At 67.3% G+C, this 21,763-nt stretch carries 22 protein-coding genes; 15 read left to right on the top strand and 7 right to left on the bottom strand.

Annotated features, from left to right (window positions below):
- Nucleotides 1-17: 17 nt before the first annotated feature.
- The 4 genes from ACYQR9_RS07110 (at nt 18) to ACYQR9_RS07095 (ending at nt 3,023) form a co-directional block, all read left to right on the top strand.
- Nucleotides 18-806 (top strand): transporter substrate-binding domain-containing protein, encoded by a 789-nt coding sequence (locus ACYQR9_RS07110; protein ID WP_461229746.1) that lies wholly within the window; start codon nt 18-20, stop codon nt 804-806.
- 105 nt (nt 807-911) lie between these two features.
- Nucleotides 912-1,574, top strand: a complete 663-nt coding sequence (locus tag ACYQR9_RS07105; RefSeq protein WP_461229158.1) for an amino acid ABC transporter permease — start codon at nt 912-914, stop codon at nt 1,572-1,574.
- Between the two features lie 10 nt (nt 1,575-1,584).
- Nucleotides 1,585-2,226, top strand: a complete 642-nt coding sequence (locus ACYQR9_RS07100) for an amino acid ABC transporter permease (protein WP_461229157.1) — start codon at nt 1,585-1,587, stop codon at nt 2,224-2,226.
- On the top strand, nt 2,223-3,023 hold the full coding sequence (locus ACYQR9_RS07095; protein ID WP_056427772.1) for an amino acid ABC transporter ATP-binding protein: 801 nt from the start codon (nt 2,223-2,225) through the stop codon (nt 3,021-3,023). Before ACYQR9_RS07100 ends, ACYQR9_RS07095 begins: the two co-directional genes overlap by 4 nt.
- 675 nt (nt 3,024-3,698) lie before the next feature.
- Here ACYQR9_RS07095 and ACYQR9_RS07090 read toward each other — a convergent pair.
- Nucleotides 3,699-4,415 carry a sulfate transporter family protein gene (locus tag ACYQR9_RS07090; protein ID WP_207409842.1) on the bottom strand — a complete coding sequence of 239 codons (717 nt, stop codon included), beginning with the start codon at nt 4,413-4,415 and terminating at the stop codon, nt 3,699-3,701.
- Nucleotides 4,416-4,681: 266 nt separating this feature from the next.
- Between ACYQR9_RS07090 and ACYQR9_RS07085 the strand changes: the two genes are divergently transcribed.
- Nucleotides 4,682-6,013 (top strand): flavin monoamine oxidase family protein, encoded by a 1,332-nt coding sequence (locus tag ACYQR9_RS07085; protein WP_461229156.1) that lies wholly within the window; start codon nt 4,682-4,684, stop codon nt 6,011-6,013.
- Nucleotides 6,014-6,192: 179 nt separating this feature from the next.
- Nucleotides 6,193-7,197, top strand: a complete 1,005-nt coding sequence (locus ACYQR9_RS07080) for an HD-GYP domain-containing protein (RefSeq protein WP_461221213.1) — start codon at nt 6,193-6,195, stop codon at nt 7,195-7,197.
- Between the two features lie 45 nt (nt 7,198-7,242).
- On the opposite strand, the gene ACYQR9_RS07075 is transcribed toward ACYQR9_RS07080, so the two are convergent.
- Both ACYQR9_RS07075 and ACYQR9_RS07070 read right to left on the bottom strand, forming a co-directional pair.
- A complete protein-coding gene (locus tag ACYQR9_RS07075; protein WP_056427788.1) occupies nt 7,243-7,725 on the bottom strand; it encodes a YaiI/YqxD family protein in 483 nt (160 codons plus the stop codon).
- The gene (locus ACYQR9_RS07070) at nt 7,722-8,813 is read right to left on the bottom strand and encodes an adenylate/guanylate cyclase domain-containing protein (protein ID WP_461229155.1); all 1,092 of its coding nucleotides are present in this window, start codon (nt 8,811-8,813) and stop codon (nt 7,722-7,724) included. Before ACYQR9_RS07070 ends, ACYQR9_RS07075 begins: the two co-directional genes overlap by 4 nt.
- 312 nt (nt 8,814-9,125) lie before the next feature.
- On the opposite strand from ACYQR9_RS07070, the gene ACYQR9_RS07065 reads away from it, so the two are divergent.
- Nucleotides 9,126-9,941, top strand: a complete 816-nt coding sequence (locus ACYQR9_RS07065; RefSeq protein ID WP_461229154.1) for a class I SAM-dependent methyltransferase — start codon at nt 9,126-9,128, stop codon at nt 9,939-9,941.
- A 23-nt stretch (nt 9,942-9,964) separates the two neighbouring features.
- The gene (locus ACYQR9_RS07060) at nt 9,965-11,212 is read left to right on the top strand and encodes a glycosyltransferase family 4 protein (RefSeq protein ID WP_207413017.1); all 1,248 of its coding nucleotides are present in this window, start codon (nt 9,965-9,967) and stop codon (nt 11,210-11,212) included.
- Here ACYQR9_RS07060 and ACYQR9_RS07055 read toward each other — a convergent pair.
- Together ACYQR9_RS07055 and ACYQR9_RS07050 are read right to left on the bottom strand one after the other, a co-directional pair.
- Nucleotides 11,152-11,799, bottom strand: a complete 648-nt coding sequence (locus tag ACYQR9_RS07055) for an alpha/beta hydrolase (protein ID WP_207413016.1) — start codon at nt 11,797-11,799, stop codon at nt 11,152-11,154. The genes ACYQR9_RS07060 and ACYQR9_RS07055 overlap by 61 nt on opposite strands.
- Before the next feature lie 56 nt (nt 11,800-11,855).
- On the bottom strand, nt 11,856-12,788 hold the full coding sequence (locus ACYQR9_RS07050) for a ring-cleaving dioxygenase (RefSeq protein ID WP_461229153.1): 933 nt from the start codon (nt 12,786-12,788) through the stop codon (nt 11,856-11,858).
- A gap of 129 nt (nt 12,789-12,917) precedes the next feature.
- Here ACYQR9_RS07050 and ACYQR9_RS07045 point away from each other — a divergent pair, with 129 nt between their 5' ends.
- The gene (locus ACYQR9_RS07045; RefSeq protein WP_207413014.1) at nt 12,918-13,844 is read left to right on the top strand and encodes a LysR family transcriptional regulator; all 927 of its coding nucleotides are present in this window, start codon (nt 12,918-12,920) and stop codon (nt 13,842-13,844) included.
- Between the two features lie 8 nt (nt 13,845-13,852).
- Here the strand turns inward: ACYQR9_RS07045 and ACYQR9_RS07040 are convergent, their stop codons facing one another.
- Together ACYQR9_RS07040 and ACYQR9_RS07035 are read right to left on the bottom strand one after the other, a co-directional pair.
- Nucleotides 13,853-14,428 carry a PilZ domain-containing protein gene (locus tag ACYQR9_RS07040; protein WP_461229152.1) on the bottom strand — a complete coding sequence of 192 codons (576 nt, stop codon included), beginning with the start codon at nt 14,426-14,428 and terminating at the stop codon, nt 13,853-13,855.
- A 135-nt stretch (nt 14,429-14,563) separates the two neighbouring features.
- Complete coding sequence (locus ACYQR9_RS07035) at nt 14,564-16,486, bottom strand: sigma-54 interaction domain-containing protein (protein ID WP_461229151.1); 1,923 nt, start codon at nt 16,484-16,486, stop codon at nt 14,564-14,566.
- Between the two features lie 160 nt (nt 16,487-16,646).
- Between ACYQR9_RS07035 and ACYQR9_RS07030 the strand changes: the two genes are divergently transcribed.
- The 6 genes from ACYQR9_RS07030 to ACYQR9_RS07005 all read left to right on the top strand — a co-directional run bounded on the left by ACYQR9_RS07030 (nt 16,647) and on the right by ACYQR9_RS07005 (nt 21,726).
- Nucleotides 16,647-18,008 (top strand): CmpA/NrtA family ABC transporter substrate-binding protein, encoded by a 1,362-nt coding sequence (locus tag ACYQR9_RS07030; RefSeq protein WP_461229150.1) that lies wholly within the window; start codon nt 16,647-16,649, stop codon nt 18,006-18,008.
- A 3-nt stretch (nt 18,009-18,011) separates the two neighbouring features.
- Nucleotides 18,012-18,851, top strand: a complete 840-nt coding sequence (gene ntrB / locus ACYQR9_RS07025) for a nitrate ABC transporter permease (RefSeq protein WP_056147646.1) — start codon at nt 18,012-18,014, stop codon at nt 18,849-18,851.
- Between the two features lie 10 nt (nt 18,852-18,861).
- Nucleotides 18,862-19,824 (top strand): ABC transporter ATP-binding protein, encoded by a 963-nt coding sequence (locus ACYQR9_RS07020; protein ID WP_311275855.1) that lies wholly within the window; start codon nt 18,862-18,864, stop codon nt 19,822-19,824.
- A gap of 65 nt (nt 19,825-19,889) precedes the next feature.
- Nucleotides 19,890-20,378, top strand: coding sequence for a cyanase (gene cynS, locus ACYQR9_RS07015; RefSeq protein WP_056427819.1), 489 nt, complete (start codon nt 19,890-19,892; stop codon nt 20,376-20,378).
- A gap of 156 nt (nt 20,379-20,534) precedes the next feature.
- Entirely contained in the window at nt 20,535-20,942 is a 408-nt protein-coding gene (locus ACYQR9_RS07010; RefSeq protein ID WP_056427822.1) for a DoxX family protein, read from the top strand.
- Between the two features lie 151 nt (nt 20,943-21,093).
- The gene (locus ACYQR9_RS07005; RefSeq protein WP_311275958.1) at nt 21,094-21,726 is read left to right on the top strand and encodes a nucleotide-binding protein; all 633 of its coding nucleotides are present in this window, start codon (nt 21,094-21,096) and stop codon (nt 21,724-21,726) included.
- The last annotated feature ends 37 nt before the right edge of the window (nt 21,727-21,763 follow it).

Here is a 21,763-nt window from a genome sequence, read left to right as displayed (position 1 = left end):
TTGATTTGCCGATGTCCCTGACCAAACGCAGCCTCCTCCTCGCCCTCGGCCTGAGTTCCGCCCTGCTGTCGATGGGGAGCGTTCAGGCCCAGGAGACGCTCGGGCAGATCGAGAAGTCCAAGGTCGTGAAGATCGGCGTGCCGGCCGATTACCCGCCCTACGGCTTCGTCGGCCTCGACCTGAAGCCGATCGGCCTCGACATCGATGTCGCCAACCTCATCGGGGCCAAGCTCGGCGCCACGGTGGAACTGGTGCCGGTGGTGAGCGCCAACCGCATCCCCTACCTCCAGACGAAGAAGATCGACCTCATCGTCTCGACGCTCGGCAAGAACGAGGAGCGGGTGAAGATCATCGATTTCAGCGCCGCCTACGCGCCCTTCTACCAGGGCGTGTTCGCGCTGAAATCCCTTCCCATCAAGAGCTTCGACGACCTCGCGGGCAAGTCCGTGGCGGTGACGCGCGGCGCCATGGAGGACGAGATGCTGGGCAAGGTCGCCCCCGCCTCCACCCAGATCCAGCGCTTCGAGGATCAGGCCGCCACCACCGCCGCCTTCGCGGCCGGGCAGACCCAGGTCATCGCCACCAGCGTCTCGAATATCGGCGTGCTCAGCCGCAAGAGCCCTAATCTCGGCATCGAGTACAAGCTGCTGCTACGTGACAGCCCCTGCTTCGTCGGCATCGCCAAGGGCGAGGACGCTCTCCTGAAGAAGGTCAACGAGATCGTCCTGGCCGCCAAGGCGGACGGCACCCTCGAAGCCCTCTCGCAGAAATGGCTGAAGCGCGGGACCGGCGACCTCCCCCTGTAAAACCCGCCCTCGAGAACCTGCCGCTCTGAAACTCGCCCGTCCGCCGAGGGCCGTCCCGCTGGGCCGGCTCTCGCTCACGCCGCCTGCCGGGGTCCCCGACCGTCCATGCCGCTGCAACTCGACTTCGCGAGCATCCTCGCCCAGTGGCCCCTGCTCGTCCGGGGGGCGGCCTGGACCATCGGCCTGACGGCGGTCGCCACCCTGCTGGGGGGGATGATCGGCATTCTCTGCGCCTGGGCGCGGGCCAGCGGGCCGCGTCCGCTGCGCTGGCTCGCCGGCGCCTATGTCGAGCTGATCCGCAACACGCCCTTCATCGTGCAGCTATTCTTCATCTTCTTCGGCCTGCCGGAACTCGGGATCCGGCTCTCGCCCGCCGTGGCCTCGATCCTCGCCATGACCATCAACCTCGGGGCCTACGCCACCGAGATCCTGCGCTCCGGCATTGAGGCGACGCCGCGCGGGCAGATCGAGGCCGCAGAGAGCCTCGCTTTGACCCGGGCGCAGGTCTTCACCCGGGTGGTGCTGCCCCCGGCCCTCAAGAAGGTCTGGCCTGCCCTGGTGAGCCAGATCGTCATCGTCATGCTGGGATCGGCCGTCTGCGGCCAGATCTCGACGGAGGAACTGAGCTACGCCACCAACCTGATTCAGAGCCGGAACTTCCGGGCCTTCGAAGCCTACATCGTCGGCACCCTGATCTACCTCGCCCTCGCGATCCTCGTACGCAACCTGCTCAACTGGGCCGGGCCGCGCTTCCTGTTCGGCCGTTAGGGAGGTCGCCATGCCGGAATTCACCCTCTGGGACATCGTCCGTAACCTGCTCCTCGCCGCGCGCTGGACCGTGGCGCTCTCCCTGATCGCCTTCCTCGGCGGCACGATCGTCGGCCTCGGTCTCCTGCTCCTGCGGCTCTCCGGACGACGCGTCCTCGAGCGCGGCGTGGGCGCCTATGTGCAGCTCTTCCAGGGCACGCCCCTGCTGATGCAGCTTTTTCTCCTGTATTTCGGCCTTGCGATGGTGGGGGTGAACACCTCCGCCTGGCTCGCGGCCTGCGTGGCGCTGACCCTCTACGCCTCCGCCTACCTGACCGAGATCTGGCGCGGCGGTGTCGCCGCGATCCCGCGCGGGCAGTGGGAAGCCTCCGCCAGTCTGGCGCTGAGCTTCGGCCAGCAGTTCCGCCACATCATCCTGCCCCAGGCCTTGCGGATCGCGGTAGCGCCCACGGTGGGCTTCCTGGTCCAGGTGGTGAAGGGCACGGCGCTCGCCTCGGTGATCGGCTTCGTGGAACTCACGAAGGCCGGCGGCATGATCGCCAACGTCACTTACGAGCCGATGCTGACCTATGCCTGCGTGGCGGCGATGTACTTCGCCCTGTGCTTCCCCATCAGCCTCTATGCCCGTGTCCTCGAAAGGAAACTCGCATGAATGCCGTTCCCGAGCCGCTGCCGACGGGCGGCCTCGCCGGTACGCCCCACACCCGGGTCGGCGCCCCGATCCTGCGGATCACGGCATTGCGCAAATCCTACGGCACCCACGAGGTCCTGCGCGGCATCGACCTCGACGTGGCGCGCGGCGAGGTGCTGGCGATCATCGGCAAGAGCGGCTCCGGCAAGAGCACGCTCCTGCGCTGCATCAACGGCCTGGAGGTGTTCCAGCACGGCTCGCTGATCGTCGACGGGAAGCACCTGCTCTACGACAACGCCAAGGCCATGCGTGAGCTTCGCCAGGGCGTCGGCATGATCTTCCAGAACTTCAACCTGTTCCCGCACCTCTCGGTGGGGCGCAACGTCATGCTGGCGCCGCACCTCGTGAAGAAGCGCGGGGGCCCCGAGAACGAGGCCCGCGCCCGCCAGCTCCTCGCCCGCGTGGGTCTGGCGGAGAAGTTCGACGCGATGCCGGACAAACTCTCCGGCGGGCAGCAGCAGCGCGTGGCCATCGCCCGGGCGCTGGCCATGGACCCGGCGATCATGCTCTGCGACGAGATCACCAGCGCGCTGGACCCCGAACTCGTCGGCGAAGTCCTTCGGGTGGTGGAATCGCTGGCCGAGGAGGGCATGACCCTCCTGATGGTCACCCACGAGATGAACTTCGCTCGCAAGGTCGCCGACCGGGTGATCTTCATGCATCAAGGGCTGGTCCACGAGATCGGCCCGCCCGCGGAGGTGTTCGGCGCTCCGAAGACGCCCGAGCTGCGCCAGTTCCTGTCGTCGCTGCACGATTGAGGATGCGGGCGATGCCAAGGAGGCGAACCTCGTCGGGCTGCAGGAGCTGCGGATCACCTCCTATCTGGCTCCGGGGCGGGCGTGTCACGGAGAGACGGATGGGGCCGGTCGCCGGAAGCTGACGAAGACGTCCCCGATGCGTGCGATGACGGCGCGGTTTAAGCGGCGGGCGGCCGCAGGAAGCAGGTGGTCGAGCGCGTGTTTGGGTAGATCGAGCAGACCCGAGGCTCGCGCCGGTTCCTACCCCGAGGCCTCGACAAGATCTGGGGCGCATGAGCGATGCTTTGCACCATCGGCAACTTCCTCAAGCTGGCGAAGGCCGGGAAGTGAATCCAAGGCAAGTGACATGACCGTCAAAATTCCCATGCCAATCCCGACGCGCGAAGCCATTACTTAGACAGACGCGGTGATTGGGGTCCGGCCGCGGGTCCGCTGAAGGCGGCTGCTCCTATCGAGATGTGGGATCGTGGGCGAGGTTGCATCGCCACAACATCAGGACGGATCACCCATGACGCACCCTTCCCGGATTTTACGTCCCCCTTGAAGAGACCGCCATCTGTGTGGTCGACGAGGCAGGTCGGAACATTGAGTAGCCGAGAGCCTTCGGCCAAGGGCAGGCCCTACAACTCCGATCTCGACCTCAGATTTTGGCGACGACCTGCCCTGAACGGGGCGTTATCCGAGCCGCTTACGCGGATCCGGTCCGGTCAAGGTAGCCTTCCGGCTCAATCCCTTATGGACATGCACCATGAGGGCGATACCGAAGAGCGGCGTCAGCAGGTTGAGGACGGGCACCACCATCAGCCCCGCCAGCATGGCGCCGGCTGTCATGGTGGTCATTCCGAAATGCCGGCGCATCTCCCCCGCTTCCGCCATGGGCCGGAAGCGCCCGGCGGCGAGTTCGAAATACTCGCGTCCGAGCAGGTAGGTGTTGGCGAGGAAGAACGCCACGAGGTTCACGCCCGGCACGAAGAACAGGATCAGCGCCACGAGGTTGACCAGCAGGGCGAGCCCCGCGAAGCGCAAGGCGTAGAGCATCGCCGAGCCGATCGGCAGTGCCGTGCCCGGGGCGTCACCGGGAAAATCGGTGCGCTCCACGATGGCCGCCGCGTCGTCGAGGAAGTAGCCCGCGACCAGGATCGAGACCGCCGGCATGACATAGGCGAGGCCGATGAACAGGCCGGCGCCGGCGAAGAAGACCGCCAGGGTATCCAGGAACGGATAACTCGCCGAGAGATGATGGTTCGCCAGGAACCAGTCGATCGCCTTGGTGAGGCCGGCCCAGATCAGGATGAGAAGCCCGATCGTCAGGGCGAGCGACTTCCACAGGATGGCGCGCAGAGGCGGCGACAATACCTGCCTGAGGGCAGCGTAGGCAGCCTGAATGAGCATGGCGGCCGAATCCTTGTTCCGCGCGAGGGAAGACGGGTGCCCGGACAGGCCCGGCCGTCAGCGCCGGGTTCTGGCGTCGCCCGCGCTGCGGCGCAACCCCGGCCGGTCTTTCGCGGTGCGGCATGGCCTCTCCAACGATGCGACATGAAGGACGAGCCTCACACGAGTCCGTGCAATGTTCTCCCACCGTAACGGCTGGTAGAGAATCACCACGCACTCTCCCCCGCTTCGCCGATCACGGACATCCCCCGGAAACAACCCTCCGCATGGTCCCCACCCCCCGTCCCGCCCATAGCCATTTGCGGCAGAGCATCGCGCCGCGCCTGGCACCGCTGCCCGACCACGCGGATGTGATCGTGGTCGGCGCGGGCGCCGCCGGCATCGCCGCGGCGCGGACCCTTACGGAGCGGGGCATCTCGGTGGCGGTGCTGGAGGCGCGCGATCGGATCGGCGGTCGGCTGCTTACCACGATGCTGCGCGGCCACCCGGTGGATCTCGGCGGGCATTGGCTCCATGCCGGACCGATCAATCCGCTGGTTCGCCTGGGCAAGGCGCGTGGCGAGCCCCTGCGGGTCGCCGCGCAGGAGGGACACCTGCTCGTATCGGGCCGGAAAGGGCGCCGGGCGGAAGTCGCGGCCCATGCCCGTGCCTTCTCGGTGGCCGATCGCGCCCTGACCAGCCAGGCCGGCCTCGAAGGCCCCGACCGCCCGGCGTCCAGTGCCCTCCCGCCCGGTCTGGGCCCTTGGGCGGAACGCATCGCCCTCGTCCACGGCCTCGTCTCCGGGCGCCCCCTCACGGAGATCTCCCTCCACGACTTCCCCAGCATGGAATACGGCGACAATTACTTCATCGCCGGCGGCTTCGGCGGCTATCTCGCCCGTCTGGCGCAGGGGCTTCCCATCGCCCTGAACACGCCGGTCGTGCGCATCGACTGGTCGGGAACCGGTGTCACCGTGGAGGTGGCGGACGGATCGGTGCGGCGGGCCGCGGCGGTGATCGTGACGATCCCGATGATGGTGCTGCGCGCAGCACCGCTCTTCACCCCGTCCCTGCCGCCCGAGACGCGCGCGGCCATCGACGGGTTCTCCAGCGGGATCTACGAACACGCCGTGCTGCACTGGCCGTCCGCACCCTTCCTCGGGCGCGACCGGCTCGCCGCCCTGACGGGTGGACGCCACAAACCTCCCGGACTGCTCACACGCGTGGATGGGACACCGTTTCATCTGTTCGAACTCGACACGCCGATGACCCAGGCCCTGGATGCCCGGGGCCGGAACCCGGATTCCGTCCGGCGCCTCGTGCGCGCTGTCCTGGCGGACCATGTCGGCCATCGCGCCCTGCACGATCTCTCCATTCCGGCCATCAGCGAGTGGCGCCACGACCCCTGGTCGCTCGGTTCATGGGCCGTGGTCCCGCCCGGACATGCTCCGGCACGAACGCAACTTCAGGCATCGCTGGGCAACAAGATCTGGTTCGCCGGGGAGGCGCTGTCCCGTCTGCAATGGGGAACCGCCGGTGGAGCCTATGAAGAAGGTATGAGAGCGGCGAATGAAGCTGCAACCTCCATTTCGACACATCTCAAGTTGCACGCTCAGTAGGTCACGCCCTGTCGAATGTCACTTTGTACTTTTATCATTATGCATCATGACTGGATTAAGCTTCTTTCCATGTTTGCAAATTATCACGAACCCGCGGGTATCGCCGGATCTCGGGCTTAGTGCGAATGCTGGATGGGACAGTCCTATTAATCACAGACCGGCCGGACAGCAGCGAGATCTTGCGCGGCGAACTGAGCCTCGTAGCGGATTGCAAGGTCGTCCGGTTCGATGCGGCCTTCGACATCACGCGTGAGACGATTGGTGCGATATCCGATGTGACACTCGCTCGGCGCGACGCCGTGACCGCCATGCGCCGGGCCTTCGCGAAGCTCAACGGCGCGGACGTCCCCATCATCTGCCTCTTGCGCAACACGAGCGAGAACGGCCTGCGCGACGCCAAGAACCTCGGCGCGACGTGCTGCCTCTCGGCGCACACGCCCCCCGCCATGGTCGCCCGCACGATGATGACGCAGGTGATCCAGGACCGTGCGGACAAGCCGGTGCGGAGCATCGAGCGCGGCGTGGCACGGGCCACCGAAGTCCTGACCCGCCTGTTCGATGGCGCCCGATCGAACGGCCCGGTCGCTCTGGCACAGGTCGATGCCAGCCTCGAACCGATCATCGAAGCGGTTCGCGACGGCGGATTGACCCGTTGGCTCGACCGGGTCTGGACGCATGATGACGCCACCTACCAGCATTGCCTGCTGGTGGCAGGCGTTGCCGCCAAGTTTTCGCTTCACCTCGGCTTCTCGGCCAGCGACCGCAATCACTTCGTCCGCGCCGCTTTGCTCCACGATCTGGGGAAAGCCCGGATTCCGCTGGCGATCCTCAACAAGCCGGGCCGGCTCGACGAAGGAGAGATGACGGTCATGCGCACGCATCCGGTCATCGGCTACGAGAAGCTGAAAGCGGCCGGCTGCGATGCCCTCACCCTCGGCGCCGTGCGGCATCATCACGAGATGCTCGACGGTTCGGGCTATCCCGACCGCCTTAGCGGGGATTCCATCGGCGATACCGTGCGGCTGATGACGATCTGCGACATCTACTCGGCGCTGACCGAGAAACGCGCCTACAAGCCGGCCATGCCGAACGCCGTCGCCATGGCGATCCTCTCGGACATGAAGGGTCGGCTGGAGGACAGGCTGGTCCAGTCCTTCGGCGAGGCCATGGGGAACGGCTCGTGACGAAGCCGAAACGAATCCCGGACGCGGCTCGGGACAAGGCGAACGTCAGCCGAAGCCGCCCCGCTTGAGCCGCATCACGGTCCGATCCAGCGCGCCGAGATAGGCCGAGCGGTCCCGGGCCGAGAACGGTCGCGGGCCGCCCGTGACCGTGCCCGCCTCGCGCAGGTCCTGCATCAGGTTGCGGGTGGCGAGGGCGAGACCGATCCCGCTCTCGCTGAAGGGCTTCCCGGTCGGCGCGAGCACCTCGGCCCCGGCCTTCACGCAGCGGCTGGCAAGGGGTACGTCCGAGGTGACGACGACAGCCCCCGGCCTCGCCCGTTCCGCGATCCAATCGTCGGCAGCGTCGAAACGGTCGCTGACGACGACGCGCTCGATCCAGGGTTCCCGCGGCAGGGTGATGAAGCTGTTCGCCACCACGTAGACATGCAGGCCGTATCGGCCGGCGACCCGGTAGGTCTCGTCCTTCACCGGGCAGGCATCGGCGTCGATGTAGACGACGATCGAACGGTCGGCGGCCGGCTCGCTCATGCGGACGCCGCCAAGGGCGCGGCCAAGGGCGCGGTCACGCTCCGTCCGCCCTCGGCCTCCTCGAGCGCCGGAACCACCCGCTCCAGAGTCGAGACGGCGAGGGGCTGGCCCCGGCCACGCAGGGCGTGGGCGCCGAGCGAGCGGGCGTGGATGCCCTCGGGCAGGCGCGGAAGGCGGGCGAGGAGATCGTCCGAAATCAGGATCTCGGTGCCCAGGGGCCGGCACAGGGCCTCGATCCGCGAAGTCACGTTCACCGTGTCGCCGAAATACGCGATCTTGTGCCGGTCGACCCCGACTTCGGCCGTGACGATGGAGCCGCCATGCAGCGCCGCCCGCAAACGGGGTACGACGCCGAAACGGGCCTGCCAGATCGACGCCTCGGCCTCGATCCTGTCGAGGACGTCGAACACGCAGGCGACGCAGCGCCCGTCCTTGAGGCCCCGCTCCATCGGCCAGGTGATCATGGCCATGTCGCCGATGTAATCGTCGGTGGAGCCGTGGTTGCGGCGCACGGGCTCGGCGAGGGCGGCGAAGACCGCGCCGAGATAGGCCTGGGCCTTCAGGTCGCCATGGGTCTCGGCGAAGGCGGTGGAGCCGACGACGTCGAGGAAGAGGAAGATGCGGTCCTCGCGCACCGGCTTGTGATAGCGGCCGACGAGAAAGTTCACGAACACCTCGCCGCCGATGAGATCGCGCATGCGGATGACGAAGACGAGCATCGCCGACACCGCCAGCGAGTAGGCGAGGACCCGAGGCGTGATCTTGACGGCGTCCTTGAGCGCGTCCCCGGTCAGGCCCAGGGCCCAAACGACGAGGCCCCCGAGCGCGATGCCGCTGGCGATCATCAGGACATAGGCGAGCTCGGCCGTGAGCACGTAGATCTTCGCTGGCAACTGGCGCAAGCGCGCCTGAAGGCCGCCGAAGATCAGGCCACGGTCGAAGGCGAGGGTGGTCGCCCCCACCGCGAGGCCATAGATCACCCCGGCCAGCGGCGAGGCGCCGTTGGCGAACAGAAGGTCGTAGAGGAGCCCGGCGCCGCTGCAGGCGACGAGAATGAGCATCCAGAACCAGCGGTGCGGCGGTAGCATCAGGCGTCACCCCGGTCTGGCTCGTCACGAAGACGATGGCGTCGCGCGGGGAGAAGCAAGGCGTGGCATCCTTCGGAAGGCCATCGTCGGAAGACGCGGGTGAGTTACCGCGCCGAGACGACCGGCCCACCCTGAACAACGGTCCATGATGGCGCGATTAAGGCCATGGGCCGTTAAGGCTGCCTTCGAAATTCATTGACCGCCCGGAAGACCGTGAGATCTCCGTAACCGGGTACGCTTTAGGCTCGTTGTCAGACAGGCAGCCCTCACTGCTGCAACGCGGCTCGACCGCTTCAGAAGGCGCGCATCGCGATGAGCATGACGAGTGCGAACCCGGATCCGACCACCCCCAAGGCGTCGGCCACACGCCCGCTGGTGGCCCCGCGCGACATCCGCGCCATCGCGCGCGACCTCGGCTATTCGCCCGACTGGAACTGGAGCTGGGAGAACTACAAGAACACGATCGTCGCCCTCACCAACGAGTACGACCTTCGCGACCATCTCGAGATCGGCGGCGGGCGCGACCCGGTCTTCCAGCCGCCGGAACTGGTCCGGCATGGGATCAAGGTGACGATCAACGACATCTCGCAGAAGGAGCTCGATCTCGCGCAGCCCGAATTCTCGAAACTCTGCTGCGACATCGCCTCGCCTTCCACCCTCGACACCATCGGCCGAAACCGGTTCGACTTCGCCTATTGCTCGATGGTGATGGAGCATGTGCCGGACGTGGCGCAGATGTGGCGCAACATCCATGGCCTTCTAACCCCGGGCGGCGCAGCGCTCAGCTTCTTTCCCACCCTGTTCGCCCCGCCCTTCGTCGCCAACCAGCTCATGCCGGAGGCCCTGTCGCGCGCCGTGCTCCACACCCTGTTCCCGGACCGCAGGGACGATGGCGGCAACCCGAAATTCCCGGCGCATTACAATTACTGCCGGGGCAGCGAGGCGGTGATCGTGCCACTCCTGAAGGAGATCGGCTTTCGCGAGATCGTCGTGCTGCCGTTCTACGGCTATAGCTACTTCCACAAGCTGCCCGGCCTGCGCCAGATCGACGACGCATTCACGCGCCTCGCCCGGAGCCGCGACTGGCGGACCTTCACGAGCTTCGCTTTCGTCATCGCGCGTAAATGACCATCACCCGGTCCGATGCGGTCATGAATGTCATCATCGTCGCCGATCACGCCTTCATCAACGGTGGGCAGGCGAAGGTCGCTATCGAGAGCGCCCTCGGCCTCGCGGGACGCGGCCACCGGGTCGTGTTCTTCGCAGCCGTCGGCCCGGCCGATCCGCGTCTGGCGGCCGCCGGTATCGAGGTGATCGTGCTTGGCCAGACCGACGTGGCGCTCACGACCTCGCTCGCCAGTTTCGGCGTGCAATGGCTTTGGAACCGGCCGGCGGCGCTTCGCCTCCAAGCGCTTCTCTCCGGCTACGATCCGGAAGACAGCGTCGTCCACGTCCATGGCTGGGCCAAGGCCCTGTCGCCCTCCATCGGGCCGGTGCTCAAGGCGACGAGGGTGCCGGTGGTGTTCACCATGCACGAATACTATCTCGCCTGCCCCAATGGCGGCTTCTACGATTACCCGATCTCGGCCGCCTGCCACCGCACTCCGCTCTCGCCCGCCTGCATCGCCTACAATTGCGATTCCCGGAGCTATGCCCGCAAACTGATGCGGGTCGGCCGCCATGCGTTGATGCGGGGGTCGGGGCTGGTGGGCAGCGCGGCCACCGTCATCACCATCAGCCGGCTTCAGAAGACCGTTCTCGCCCCCTACCTGCCGAAACGGACGCGCTATTTCGAGGTCTCCAACCCGGTGGACGCGGAGCCCCTCGGGCGGAAAGCGGATCGGCCCCTGGGCGACATCGTCTTCGTCGGGCGGGTCTCGCCCGAGAAGGGCGCGAACGTCTTCGCCGAGGCCGCCCGCCTCGCCGGGCAGACGGCCGTCTTCATCGGCGACGGTCCGCAGCGGGCGCAACTGGAGTTGGACTATCCGGAGGCCCGCTTCCTCGGCTGGAAGAACCCGGCCGAGGTCAAGGCGCTGATGCGCGCGGCCCGCGCCCTCGTCTTCCCCTCGGTCTGGTACGAGGGCCAGCCCCTCACCGTGCTCGAATCCCTGGCGGCGGGGACGCCGGTGATCGTCAGCGACATCTGCGCCGGACGGGAAGCGGTGGAGGACGGCGTCAACGGTCTCTGGTTCGCGTCCGGCAAACCGGAGTCCCTCGCCGCCGCCCTCATGCGTCTCTCCGACGACGCGGAGGCGCGCCGGATGTCGGATGCGGCCTACGACCTGTTCTGGGCCGATCCGCTGACCCTCGACCGGCATCTCGACGGGATCGAGGCGGTCTACCGAAGCAGCCTCGCTTCCGCGCGCTCTCCCTCGACCATCCGGGCCATCCACGCCTGAACCGCCGTGACGTCGGCCTGGCCGAGCCCGTGCCCGGCCGGCTGGATGTCGTGCGCCACATCCGCCCCGGCCCGGCCGAGGATTCCGGCGAGACGCGCGGCGTTCTCGGCCGGCACGATCGGATCGGCCATGCCCGACAGCATCAGCACGGGCGTGCCGGTCAGGTCGGGAACGGGCGGCTCCGCGAGCGGCATCATCGGCCGGAGCAGCGCCGCTCCCGCCAGCACGCCCGGATGGAGCAGGAGAAGGGCGGCGGCGATGTTGGCGCCGTTGGAGAAGCCGAGCGCCACCGGGGCCGCGATTCCATAGGCCTCACGGGCCTCCGCGATGAAATCCGCGAGGTCCCGCGCACGGCGCCGGAGGTCGGCCTCGTCGAAGACCCCCTCGGCGAGACGCCGGAAGAAGCGCGGCATGCCGTTCTCCAGGACGGGTCCGCGCGGCGACAGCAGGGCGGAGCCCGGCGAGACGGCGCGACCCAGGGGCAGCAGGTCGCTCTCATCGCCGCCGGTGCCGTGGAGCAGGAGGAGCGGAGGCGAGCCGACCACGGTCGCGGGCTCGAAACGGTGAGTGAAGGACAGCTTGGTCATGACGGCCTCGCGAAAAGTGCGTGGGAACCGCCCCTCCTCGCGGAGGGGCGGCCGTGTCAGGCGATGACGGGGAGAACCTCCTCGATCCGCGCACGGTGCGCTTCGAGGAAGGCGGGGAGCTTGAGCGCCTCGCCCAGCGTCTCGGCCGGCTCGTCGACGGCAAAGCCCGGGATGTCGGTGGCGATCTCGAACAGCACGCCGCCGGGCTCGCGGAAGTAGACCGAGCGGAAATAGGCGCGGTCCCGCTGCTCGGTCACCTGCAGGCCATGGGTGCCGGTGAGATCGGCCACTATGGCGGCCTGCTCGGCATCGTCCTTCGCCCGGAAGGCGATGTGATGGACCGAGCCGGCACCGGGCCGGCCGCGCAGGAACTCGCCCACCGCCCGGAGGGTGACGAACCCGCCGAGAGCGCCGCCATTGTCGTAGCGGGTCATCGCCCCGTCGCGCCCGGCCTCGGAGAAGCCGAACACCCCGGTGAGGATCCGCGCCGTCGGCTCCGCCTCTTTGAGGAGCAGGGTGACGCCGTGGAAGCCCCGGATGGCGTGCTCGGCCGGAACCTCGGCACCGGTCCAGGAAGGCGCCCCCTCGGTGGCCTCGTCGACCCCGACCAGGGCCAGCACCATCCCGTCGGGATCGCGCAGGCGAAGGACCGGCTCGCCGAAGAGCTGGACCAGCGCGTCGTGGTCGACGCCCTTCTCGATCAGCCGGTGGGTCCACCAGCCGATGGAGGCGCGGGGAACGCGGAAGGCGGTCTCCTGCGTCTCGCCGATCCCGACCCGTCCCCGCGCGGCATGGGCGACGGGAAAGAACGTCAGGATCGTGCCGGGGCGGCCGGCATCGTCGCCGTAATAGAGGTGATAGGTCGAGGGATCGTCGAAATTGACGGTCTTCTTCACCAGGCGCAGGCCAAGAACGCGGCGATAGAAATCGAGGTTGCGCTGGATGTCGCCGGCATAGGCGGTGACGTGGTGCAGGCCGTTATCGGACATGATCGTGTCTCCCGGACGCGCTGGCCGGTGGATGGCCACCGCGCCGCTTCGTGATGACGACAATCTGGGGCTTGGCATGCCGCATAAAAACAGAAACGATGGAAACCTATCGTTTCTGGAAATGCGCCTATGAAACTGCCGGATTTCGAAGCCTGGGCGATCTTCGCGAAGGTTGCCGAGAGAGGGTCCTTCGGGCGGGCGGCGGATGAACTCGGGCTGTCGAAGGCCACGGTCTCGAAGGCGATCACCCGCCTCGAAGCCCGGATCGGTAGCCGCCTGTTCCACCGGACCTCGCGCAAGATCGCCCTGACGGAGATGGGCCATGCGGCGCGGGACGGCGCCGCGCGCATCCTCGCGGAGGGTGAGGCGGCGGAAGCCCAGGCCACGGCCTCGTCATCGGTTCCGCGCGGCATGGTGAGGCTGGCCGCCCCCATGTCGTTCGGAATCCTCCATGTGGCCCCGATCCTTCCGGATTTCCTGAGCCAGTATCCGGAGGTCTCGGTGGACCTCCATTTCAGCGATGCCCTCGTGGATCTCGTGGGTGGGGGCTTCGATATCGGCCTGCGCATCGCCGCGCTGGCGGATTCCTCCCTGCGGGCGCGGCGCCTCTGCCTTGTGAACCGCGCCCTCGTTGCGTCGCCGGATTATCTCGACCGGCATGGCAGGCCGGACCATCCGCGCGATCTCGCCCGCCATGCCTGCCTCGGCTACGCCTACCTGCCGAGCCCGGACCGCTGGATCTTCACCAGCCGCGAGGGCGAGGAGGCGGTCATCCTTCCCGCCGGGCCGCTGCGGGCCAACAATGCCGACGCCCTGACTCCCGCCCTTCGCGCCGGGCTCGGCCTCGCCGTCCAGCCGGATTTCATGGTCTGGGAGGATCTTCGGGCCGGGCGGCTCGAACGGGTGCTGCATGGATGGGAGCTTCCGCCCATCGCCCTGCATCTGGTCACGCCGCCGGGAGACCCGCGCCCGGCCCGCGTGCTTGCGCTCATCGCCTTCCTGACAAGCCGGTTCGCGGCGGCACCCTGGTCGAACGGCGCCGCCGCACAGCCCTGAGACCGCGATCAGAGCACGATATGCGGGCCCACCGCGCCTGCCTGGAGCGGCGAGAGAAAGGACGCGCCGATGCCGTTGTCGAACCGACGGGCGACCTTGGCTCTGGTGTTTCCGATGACGATCAGCGTGCCGACGTCGAGGGGCTCCTCCATGGAAACGGCCACACCCGATGCCGAGATGTTGATGACACGGCCGGGAAGCATCGATCCGGCCTCGGTCGTGACCAGCACGTCCTGGATCTCCGGCACGATACGCGGATGGATGCGTGTCACCAGGGGCTGTGGATTCTGCGATTTGGCGACGCTGAGGAGGCTCTGCACCACCAGCCCGAGGGGATGGTCGGCGCTGAGCACGCGGATGGCGAAGGAAGCGGCCTCTGCTCGCACGACGATGGCTTCGAGGGATCCGGCATGGCGGATACTGCAGGTCAATCGCTCATCGACGGCGGGTACGACCGATGACTTGAAACGAATGCCGTCCGAGGAGAGATCGTCGGTGACCGCATAAAAATTCTGCCGATGCCGCCCCCAGCAAAGAGCCGGCAGGATGACCTTGTATCGCGCCTCCGACCGCCTCTCGCTCATCACATCCCTTTTTGTGTTGAGCACTTTTATGCTGGCGACTCTTCAAGCGAAGCTTTCACAATCGAGAAAATTCGATTCAATATCCTACATCAACAACTTGGACCATCCGAGATACACGCAGGACGAGTTGATCGACTAGAACCGAGCTTTGTCGTTAGAGCGGCCTACACCCGTCAGGCCATGCACTTTGATGCGGGAGGCGAGCGTCGTCGGCTTGACGCCGAGCAGTTCGGCCGCCCCTCCGGCCCCGAAGACGCGGCCCTTGCTCAAGACCAGGGCGGCGGAGATATCGGCCCGGTCGCGCGCCCTTCGCTCGGCCTCGGTGGCGGGGGTGAGGCCAGGTGAGACCTCACCCTGCGGGCGCCTACCCTCGACGGGACCAGGGCTCTCGGCCTCGGGCAGGTCGAACCGCAACCGCCCGCGCACGGCCAGGATCGCCGCCCGCTCGACGATGTTCTCCAGCTCGCGGACATTTCCGGGCCAGTCGTAGCGCGCGAGGCGGCGGACATCGCCTTCCGTGAGACGCAGGTCGGGCATGGCGAGGCGTCGGGCCACGCCCTTCAGGAAGTGCTGGGCGATGAGGGGAATATCCTCCGGCCGCTCGCGCAGAGGCACAGCCGCGATGGGAAAGACGTTGAGGCGGAAATAGAGATCCTCGCGAAAGCGCCCCCGCTTCACCTCGGCCTTGAGGTCGCGGTTGGTGGCGGCCACGAGACGGACGTCGACGAGGCGGGTCCGTTCCTCGCCGATCCGCTCGAATTGCCGCTCCTGCAGCACCCGCAGGAGCTTGCCCTGCAGGTCGATGGGGATTTCGCCGACCTCGTCGAGGAACAGGGTGCCGCCATCGGCGAGTTCGAATCGCCCGACCCGGTCGCGCAGAGCCCCGGTGAAGGCGCCCCTTGCGTGGCCGAAGAACTCGCTTTCGAACAGTTCACGCGGGATCGCCGCGCAATTCACCCGGATCAGCGGCCGGTCCCGGCGGTGGCTCGCTTCGTGGATGGCGCGGGCGATGAGCTCCTTCCCTGTGCCGGATTCGCCGGTGACGAGGACGGTGGCGTCGGTGCCGGCCACGAGGTCGATCTGGCGGAGGGTCGCTTCGATGGCCGGAGAACGGCCGATGATGCCCTGGTGGTGCCCCCCCTCGCGGATTTCCTCGCGCAGATAGGCGTTCTCGAGTTCCAGGCGCTGGCGCAGGGAATCGACCTCCGCCAGGGCCTGGCGCAGGCGCTCGTCGGCCTCCCGCCGCTGGCTGATGTCGCGGAACACGATGACCGCGCCGAGGAGCCGGCCCCGGTCGCGGATCGGCGTCGACGTGTATTCCACGAAGATCGGGGTGCCGTCTCGGCGCCAGAACACCTCGGTATCCACCTGATGCACGGCCCCATCGCGGAAGGCGGCATAGATCGGGCAATCCTGATGCGGGTAATGGCAGCCATCCGGGTGGCTGTGATGGACGGTGGCATGCATGTCGCGCCCGACGAGGTCGGCGGCGTCCCAGCCCAGCATGCGCTCCGCCGCCGGGTTGATGAAGGTGGTGATGCCTTCGGCATTGACCCCGTAGATGCCCTCGCCGGCCGCGCGCAGGATCAGCTGGTTTTCTCGCTCGATATCGCGAAAGATCCGCTCCATCCGCTGCCACTCGGTCAGGCCGGCGCGCATATGCGCATCGGCCTCCGTATCCACGAGGCGGCGGCGTCGCTCGTCGAGGTCGAAAAGGCTGACGAGGAGGAGCGCCGGCTCGCCCGGCAGGATCGTCCCGCTATATTCCACATGGAGGCCGTGCCCCTCCGCGTGCCTCGGCGAGAGGGCGTGAGTCCAGTCGCGCCCCCGCGCCTGCACGGCCTGGGTGAAGACGATCAGCGTCGGCACCTGGTCGGGATGAAGGCCGGTGACGCGCATGCCCCGCAGGACATCGGGATCGTAGCCGAGCAGCCGCGCGGCGGCTGGGTTGGCGTCCCGGATCTCGTCGGCCACCGGATCGAGCACCAGCATCGCCTCCGCCGCCCTGTCGAAGGCGGGGCCATAGGCCGAAGCAGGCGGCGCGACTGAGTTTTCCATCACGATATCTCGTAGCATGCGTCACGAAAAACCGTAATCGACGATATTTCGTAATGTTCGTCTATCTCTCAAACCATTGTTCCGGTTTTGCTTTTTGTTGAGATGGCGGCTGGCACAGCTTTTGCCATGAAGAGACAGTCTCCGCAGAAAGGTCCGCGACATGGCGCTCTTCGACGATCCGTTCAACGCCCGGCTGACCTTGAAGCGCGGGGGCTGCTCCTGCGGAAACCATCGCGATCAAGCCGCGCACGATGCCGAAGCTCCGTCCGGCGACGCCGCGATCACCCGGGCCGTCGAAGGCGCGGTGATGCGGGCCCTGTTCCCCGAGGATGCCCAGCGGCGCGCGTTCCTCAGGAGTGTCGGCGCGGCGACGGCGCTGGCTGCCGTGAGCCAGTTCTTGCCCACGAAATTCGTGGCGGAGGCCTTCGCGCAAGGGGCGAAGCCCGAGAAGACTGATCTCAAGGTCGGCTTCATCCCGATCACCTGCGCCACTCCGATCATCATGGCGAAACCCATGGGCTTCTACGAGAAGCAGGGGCTGAACGTGGAGGTGGTGAAGACCGCCGGCTGGGCGGTGATCCGCGACAAGACCCTGAACAAGGAATACGACGCCGCCCACATGCTGGCGCCGATGCCCATCGCCATCTCCCTCGGCGTCGGATCGAACCCCGTCCCCTACACGATGCCGGCGGTCGAGAACGTCAACGGCCAGGCAATCACACTGGCGATGAAGCACAAGGACAGGCGCGACCCGAAGAGCTGGAAGGGCTTCAAGCTCGCGGTGCCCTTCGACTATTCGATGCACAATTACCTGCTGCGCTACTACCTCGCGGAAGCCGGGATCGACCCCGACACCGACGTGCAGATCCGCGCCGTCCCGCCGCCGGACATGGTCGCCAACCTGCGGGCCGACAACATCGACGGGTTCCTCGCCCCCGACCCGGTCAACCAGCGCGCGGTCTATGACGGCGTCGGCTTCATCCACATCCTGTCGAAGGAGATCTGGGACCGGCACCCGTGCTGCGCCTTCGCGGCCTCGCAGGATTTCGTCACCCAGACCCCGAACACCTACGCCGCCCTGCTCCGCGCGGTGATCGAGGCGACGGCCTATGCCTCGAAGATCGAGAACCGCAAGGAGATCGCCGCGCAGATCGCGCCAGCCAACTACCTCAACCAGCCGGTGACGGTGGTGGAGCAGGTGCTCACCGGAACCTTCGCCGACGGCCTGGGCAACGTCCGCAAGGTGCCGGACCGCGTCGATTTCGACGCCTTCCCGTGGTCGTCCTTCGCGGTCTGGATCATGACGCAGATGAAGCGCTGGGGTCAGATCAAGGGCGATGTCGATTACAAGGCGGTGGCCGAGAAGGTCTATCTTGCCACCGACGCCGCGAGACTGATGAAGGAGGCCGGCCTCACTCCGCCGACCGCCACGTCGAAATCCTTCTCGGTGATGGGCAAGGTCTTCGATCCGGCCAAACCCGAGGAGTACCTGAACTCCTTCTCGATCAAGCGGGCGGGCTGAGCCATGAAGGCCTCCCTCTCGCTCCGCGCCGGCATCGTCTCCCTGGCCGTCCTCGCCGCCTTCCTGCTGCTCTGGCAGATCGCGGTGGGCGGGGTCGCCAAGACCGAGGCGATGGACCCGGAATACGCGGCCCTCATGGGTGCGAGCGCCACCACCGGCAAATCGGCGATGCCGGGTCCGCTCGACGTCGCCGCCACCGCCTGGAAGCACCTCAGGGACCCGTTCTACGACCGTGGCCCGAACGACAAGGGGCTCGGCATCCAGCTCGCCTATTCCATCGGCCGGGTGGCGCTGGGCTACGGCCTCGCGGTGCTGGTGGCCATCCCCATCGGCTTCCTCATCGGCATGTCGCCGCTGATGGGCCGGGCGCTCGACCCCTTCATCCAGCTTTTGAAGCCGGTCTCACCGCTCGCCTGGATGCCGCTCGCCCTCTACACGATCAAGGATTCGAGCCTGTCGGCGATCTTCGTGATCTTCATCTGCTCGCTCTGGCCGATGCTGATCAACACCGCCTTCGGCGTTGCCGGAACGCGCAAGGAATGGCTGAACGTCGCCCGGACCCTGGAGGTCGGGCCCATCCGGCGCGCCTTCACGGTGATCCTGCCGGCGGCCGCGCCCACCATCCTCACCGGCATGCGCATCTCCATCGGCATCGCCTGGCTCGTCATCGTAGCGGCCGAGATGCTCGTGGGTGGAACCGGCATCGGCTACTTCGTCTGGAACGAATGGAACAACCTTTCGATCACCAATGTGATCGTCTCGATCCTGGTCATCGGCCTCGTGGGCATGATCCTCGATCAGCTGCTGGCGCGCGCGCAGCGTCTCGTCACCTTCCCCGAGTGAGGTCGCGCCCATGAGCAAGCTCATTCCCTTCGCGCGGCGCTTCGCAAGTGCCGCTCCCGACCCCGCCGCCGGGACCAGCCGCATGTCGTCCTCCGAAAAGTTCATCTCCATCGAGGGGATCGCCCGGCGCTATCCCGCGCCCGGCGGCAAGCAGAACACCGTGTTCGAGAACCTGTGGCTGCCCATGCGGCGGGGCGAGTTCGTCTGCATGATCGGCCATTCCGGCTGCGGCAAGACCACGGTGCTCAACATCCTGGCCGGGCTGGAGGCGCCGAGCGAGGGCGTCGTCATCGTCGACGGGCAGGCGATCGAGGGAACCAGCCTCGACCGGGCCGTGATCTTCCAGGGCCACGCCCTGCTGCCCTGGCGAACGGTGCTCGGCAACGTCGCCTATGCGGTTTCCTCGCGCTGGCGCAAGGCGTCCCGCGCCGAGGTGGAGGAGCGTGCCCGCAAGGCCATCGCCACAGTGGGCCTCGCCGGCTCGGAGCATAAGCGCCCGTCCGAACTCTCGGGCGGCATGAAGCAGCGTGTCGGCATCGCCAGGGCACTCGCCATCGAGCCCAAGATCCTGCTCATGGACGAGCCGTTCTCGGCGCTGGACGCGCTCACGCGGGGCACCCTGCAGGACGAGGTGCGCCGCATCTGCATCGAGACCGGCCAGACCGTCTTCATGATCACCCACGATGTCGACGAGTCGATCTACCTCGCCGACCGCATCGTGCTGATGACCAACGGTCCCGAGGCCAAGGTGGCGGAGATCGTCGAGAACCCGCTGCCCAAGCGCCGCGAGCGCGCGAACCTCCATCATGCGCCGGGCTATTACGCCCTGCGCAACCACCTGATGGACTTCCTCGTCAGCCGCTCGAAGAGCCTGCGGGACGCCATGCCCGCCGGCTACGACCAGCGCCACCCGCCCGTGGTGCGGCCTGGTGCGGACGAGCCGAAGCCGATTGCTGTCCCTGCCGCGTCGTAGATCCGCGCCTCGCAGACTCACGCGCCGCCCCTCACCCCCGTGTCTCGATCCATCGGAGAACTCATATGAAGCGCGAAGACCTCACGGAAAAGCTTCTCGACATCAAGCGCGAGAAGGGCTGGACCTGGAAGCATATCCAGGACGAGATCGGTGGAATCTCGCCGATCCTCATCACCGCCGCCTGCATGGGGCAGATGAAGCTGCCGAAAGCCCAGGCGAAGAAGGCGGCGGAGCTGTTCGGCCTGACCGAATCCGAAGAGCGGATGCTCAACGAGGCGCCCTATCGCGGGTCCATCGCGCAGATGCCGCCCACCGACCCGCTGATCTACCGGTTCTATGAGCTGGTGATGGTCTACGGCACCACCTGGAAGGAGTTGATTCAGGAGGAGTTCGGCGACGGCATCATGTCGGCCATCGACTTCAACATGACAATGGAGCGCGAGCCCAACAACAAGGGCGACCGGGTGAAGATGAACCTCTCGGGCAAGTTCCTGCCCTACAAGTATTACGGCAACGAGGAAGGCGTGCCTGATTACGGCTTCAAGGAGCCGTAGCCGGCGCAGCATCGACGCGAACTGGTAAAGGCATCGCGGCTCATCGGGCCGCGATGCCTTTTTTCGCGCAGGACGAGTCGACGCAGGCCCCGGTTTCGTGCTGATTGCGCAGGCTTGGCCGTAAAAGCGCCCCCCCCGTCGGAGACTGTCGCCCGCATGAACCTCAACGCGATCTCGGCCACCTGGGCCCCCCGGCTCCTCAGCATCCTGCGCATCGTCGCCGGGGTGCTGTTCCTGGAACACGGCACGCAGAAGCTGTTCGGGTTCCCCGTGCGCATGGGCGGCGGCAGCGCACCGGCCCTGTTCACGCTCTTCTGGTTCGCGGCGATCCTCGAAATCGTCGGCGGTGCGATGATCATCCTCGGCCTGTTCACGCGGCCGGTGGCGTTCATCCTCTCCGGCCAGATGGCCTTCGCCTATTTCATCGCCCATGCGCCAAAGAGCCCGTTCCCGGCCCTCAATGGCGGCGACGCGTCCATTCTGTTCTGCTTCCTCTTCCTCTACCTCGCCGCCGCGGGCGCCGGTCCTTGGAGCCTCGACGCGCAGCGCCGCGGACGGTTCTGAGACCCGGAGAAAGCGCTCGGCCGCGCTTCCCGCTTCGGGTGGGAGCGGGTCGCCCCGGAACGAGGGAGAGAATGCGGATGCTTGCCCATCGTCACCCCAGGTCGTCCGGCTTCCCGGCGTGACGACCGTCTCCTCCGCCGAAGACCGGCGGATGCGCGTCATGGCCGTGGCCGTTCAGAAGGGCGGGACCGGCAAGACGACCCTGGCGGCGTCGCTCGCCGTCGCGGCCGCGGAATCCGGCGAGCGCGTCGTCGCCTACGACCTCGATCCGCAGGGCTCGCTGATGGGATGGGGCGCCCTGCGCCGCCAGAACGGCATCACGGTCGACCGCATACAGGCCTGGGAGATCGGGCAATTGCCCGACATCCTCGACCAGACGTCAGAGAACGGGACTACGCTGGTCTTGATCGATACCGCCGGCGCCGCAACCGGCGCCACCCCCGCGCTCCGCGCCGCCGACCTCGTCCTGGTGCCGGTCCGCCCGTCGCGGCTCGACCTCGTGGCCGCCCGGCCGACCTTGCAGGCCCTCGTCGGCCTCGGCATGCGGAGCCGTTTGGCGCTCGTACTCAATCAATGCCCGCCTCCGCCCTCGGCGCGCACCGACGCCTATGCGGCACAGCTGCGCGGCCTCGGCGTCCTGGCAGAACCGGGGATCGTCCAGCGCGTCGACCACCAGGACGCCGTGGCGGCGGGGCTCGGTGTCACCGAATACGCCCCCCAGGGACAGGCCGCCGGGGAGATCCGCGCACTCTGGGGCTGGATCGACGCGAAGATGCGAGGCTGACGCCTCACGTCGCGCGGAGAGCGGGGCGCTGTCTCGC

Source organism: Methylobacterium sp. CM6241 (genome assembly GCF_054817845.1).
Note: the sequence above shows the minus strand (reverse complement) of the source record. Positions and strands in the feature narration are given on the sequence as shown.

What these genes read in the sequence shown, in the direction of transcription:
- ACYQR9_RS07035 (WP_461229151.1), bottom strand. Translation starts at nt 16,486, where the DNA reads ATGGAAAACTCAGTCGCGCCGCCTGCTTCGGCCTATGGCCCCGCCTTC.
- ACYQR9_RS07090 (WP_207409842.1), bottom strand. Translation starts at nt 4,415, where the DNA reads ATGCTCATTCAGGCTGCCTACGCTGCCCTCAGGCAGGTATTGTCGCCG.
- ACYQR9_RS07030 (WP_461229150.1), top strand. Translation starts at nt 16,647, where the DNA reads ATGGCGCTCTTCGACGATCCGTTCAACGCCCGGCTGACCTTGAAGCGC.
- ACYQR9_RS07100 (WP_461229157.1), top strand. Translation starts at nt 1,585, where the DNA reads ATGCCGGAATTCACCCTCTGGGACATCGTCCGTAACCTGCTCCTCGCC.
- ACYQR9_RS07075 (WP_056427788.1), bottom strand. Translation starts at nt 7,725, where the DNA reads ATGAGCGAGCCGGCCGCCGACCGTTCGATCGTCGTCTACATCGACGCC.
- ACYQR9_RS07005 (WP_311275958.1), top strand. Translation starts at nt 21,094, where the DNA reads ATGCGCGTCATGGCCGTGGCCGTTCAGAAGGGCGGGACCGGCAAGACG.
- ACYQR9_RS07055 (WP_207413016.1), bottom strand. Translation starts at nt 11,799, where the DNA reads ATGACCAAGCTGTCCTTCACTCACCGTTTCGAGCCCGCGACCGTGGTC.
- ACYQR9_RS07010 (WP_056427822.1), top strand. Translation starts at nt 20,535, where the DNA reads ATGAACCTCAACGCGATCTCGGCCACCTGGGCCCCCCGGCTCCTCAGC.
- ACYQR9_RS07065 (WP_461229154.1), top strand. Translation starts at nt 9,126, where the DNA reads ATGAGCATGACGAGTGCGAACCCGGATCCGACCACCCCCAAGGCGTCG.
- cynS (WP_056427819.1), top strand. Translation starts at nt 19,890, where the DNA reads ATGAAGCGCGAAGACCTCACGGAAAAGCTTCTCGACATCAAGCGCGAG.
- ACYQR9_RS07050 (WP_461229153.1), bottom strand. Translation starts at nt 12,788, where the DNA reads ATGTCCGATAACGGCCTGCACCACGTCACCGCCTATGCCGGCGACATC.
- ACYQR9_RS07070 (WP_461229155.1), bottom strand. Translation starts at nt 8,813, where the DNA reads ATGCTACCGCCGCACCGCTGGTTCTGGATGCTCATTCTCGTCGCCTGC.
- ACYQR9_RS07020 (WP_311275855.1), top strand. Translation starts at nt 18,862, where the DNA reads ATGAGCAAGCTCATTCCCTTCGCGCGGCGCTTCGCAAGTGCCGCTCCC.
- ACYQR9_RS07095 (WP_056427772.1), top strand. Translation starts at nt 2,223, where the DNA reads ATGAATGCCGTTCCCGAGCCGCTGCCGACGGGCGGCCTCGCCGGTACG.
- ACYQR9_RS07040 (WP_461229152.1), bottom strand. Translation starts at nt 14,428, where the DNA reads ATGAGCGAGAGGCGGTCGGAGGCGCGATACAAGGTCATCCTGCCGGCT.
- ntrB (WP_056147646.1), top strand. Translation starts at nt 18,012, where the DNA reads ATGAAGGCCTCCCTCTCGCTCCGCGCCGGCATCGTCTCCCTGGCCGTC.
- ACYQR9_RS07045 (WP_207413014.1), top strand. Translation starts at nt 12,918, where the DNA reads ATGAAACTGCCGGATTTCGAAGCCTGGGCGATCTTCGCGAAGGTTGCC.
- ACYQR9_RS07105 (WP_461229158.1), top strand. Translation starts at nt 912, where the DNA reads ATGCCGCTGCAACTCGACTTCGCGAGCATCCTCGCCCAGTGGCCCCTG.
- ACYQR9_RS07060 (WP_207413017.1), top strand. Translation starts at nt 9,965, where the DNA reads ATGAATGTCATCATCGTCGCCGATCACGCCTTCATCAACGGTGGGCAG.
- ACYQR9_RS07085 (WP_461229156.1), top strand. Translation starts at nt 4,682, where the DNA reads ATGGTCCCCACCCCCCGTCCCGCCCATAGCCATTTGCGGCAGAGCATC.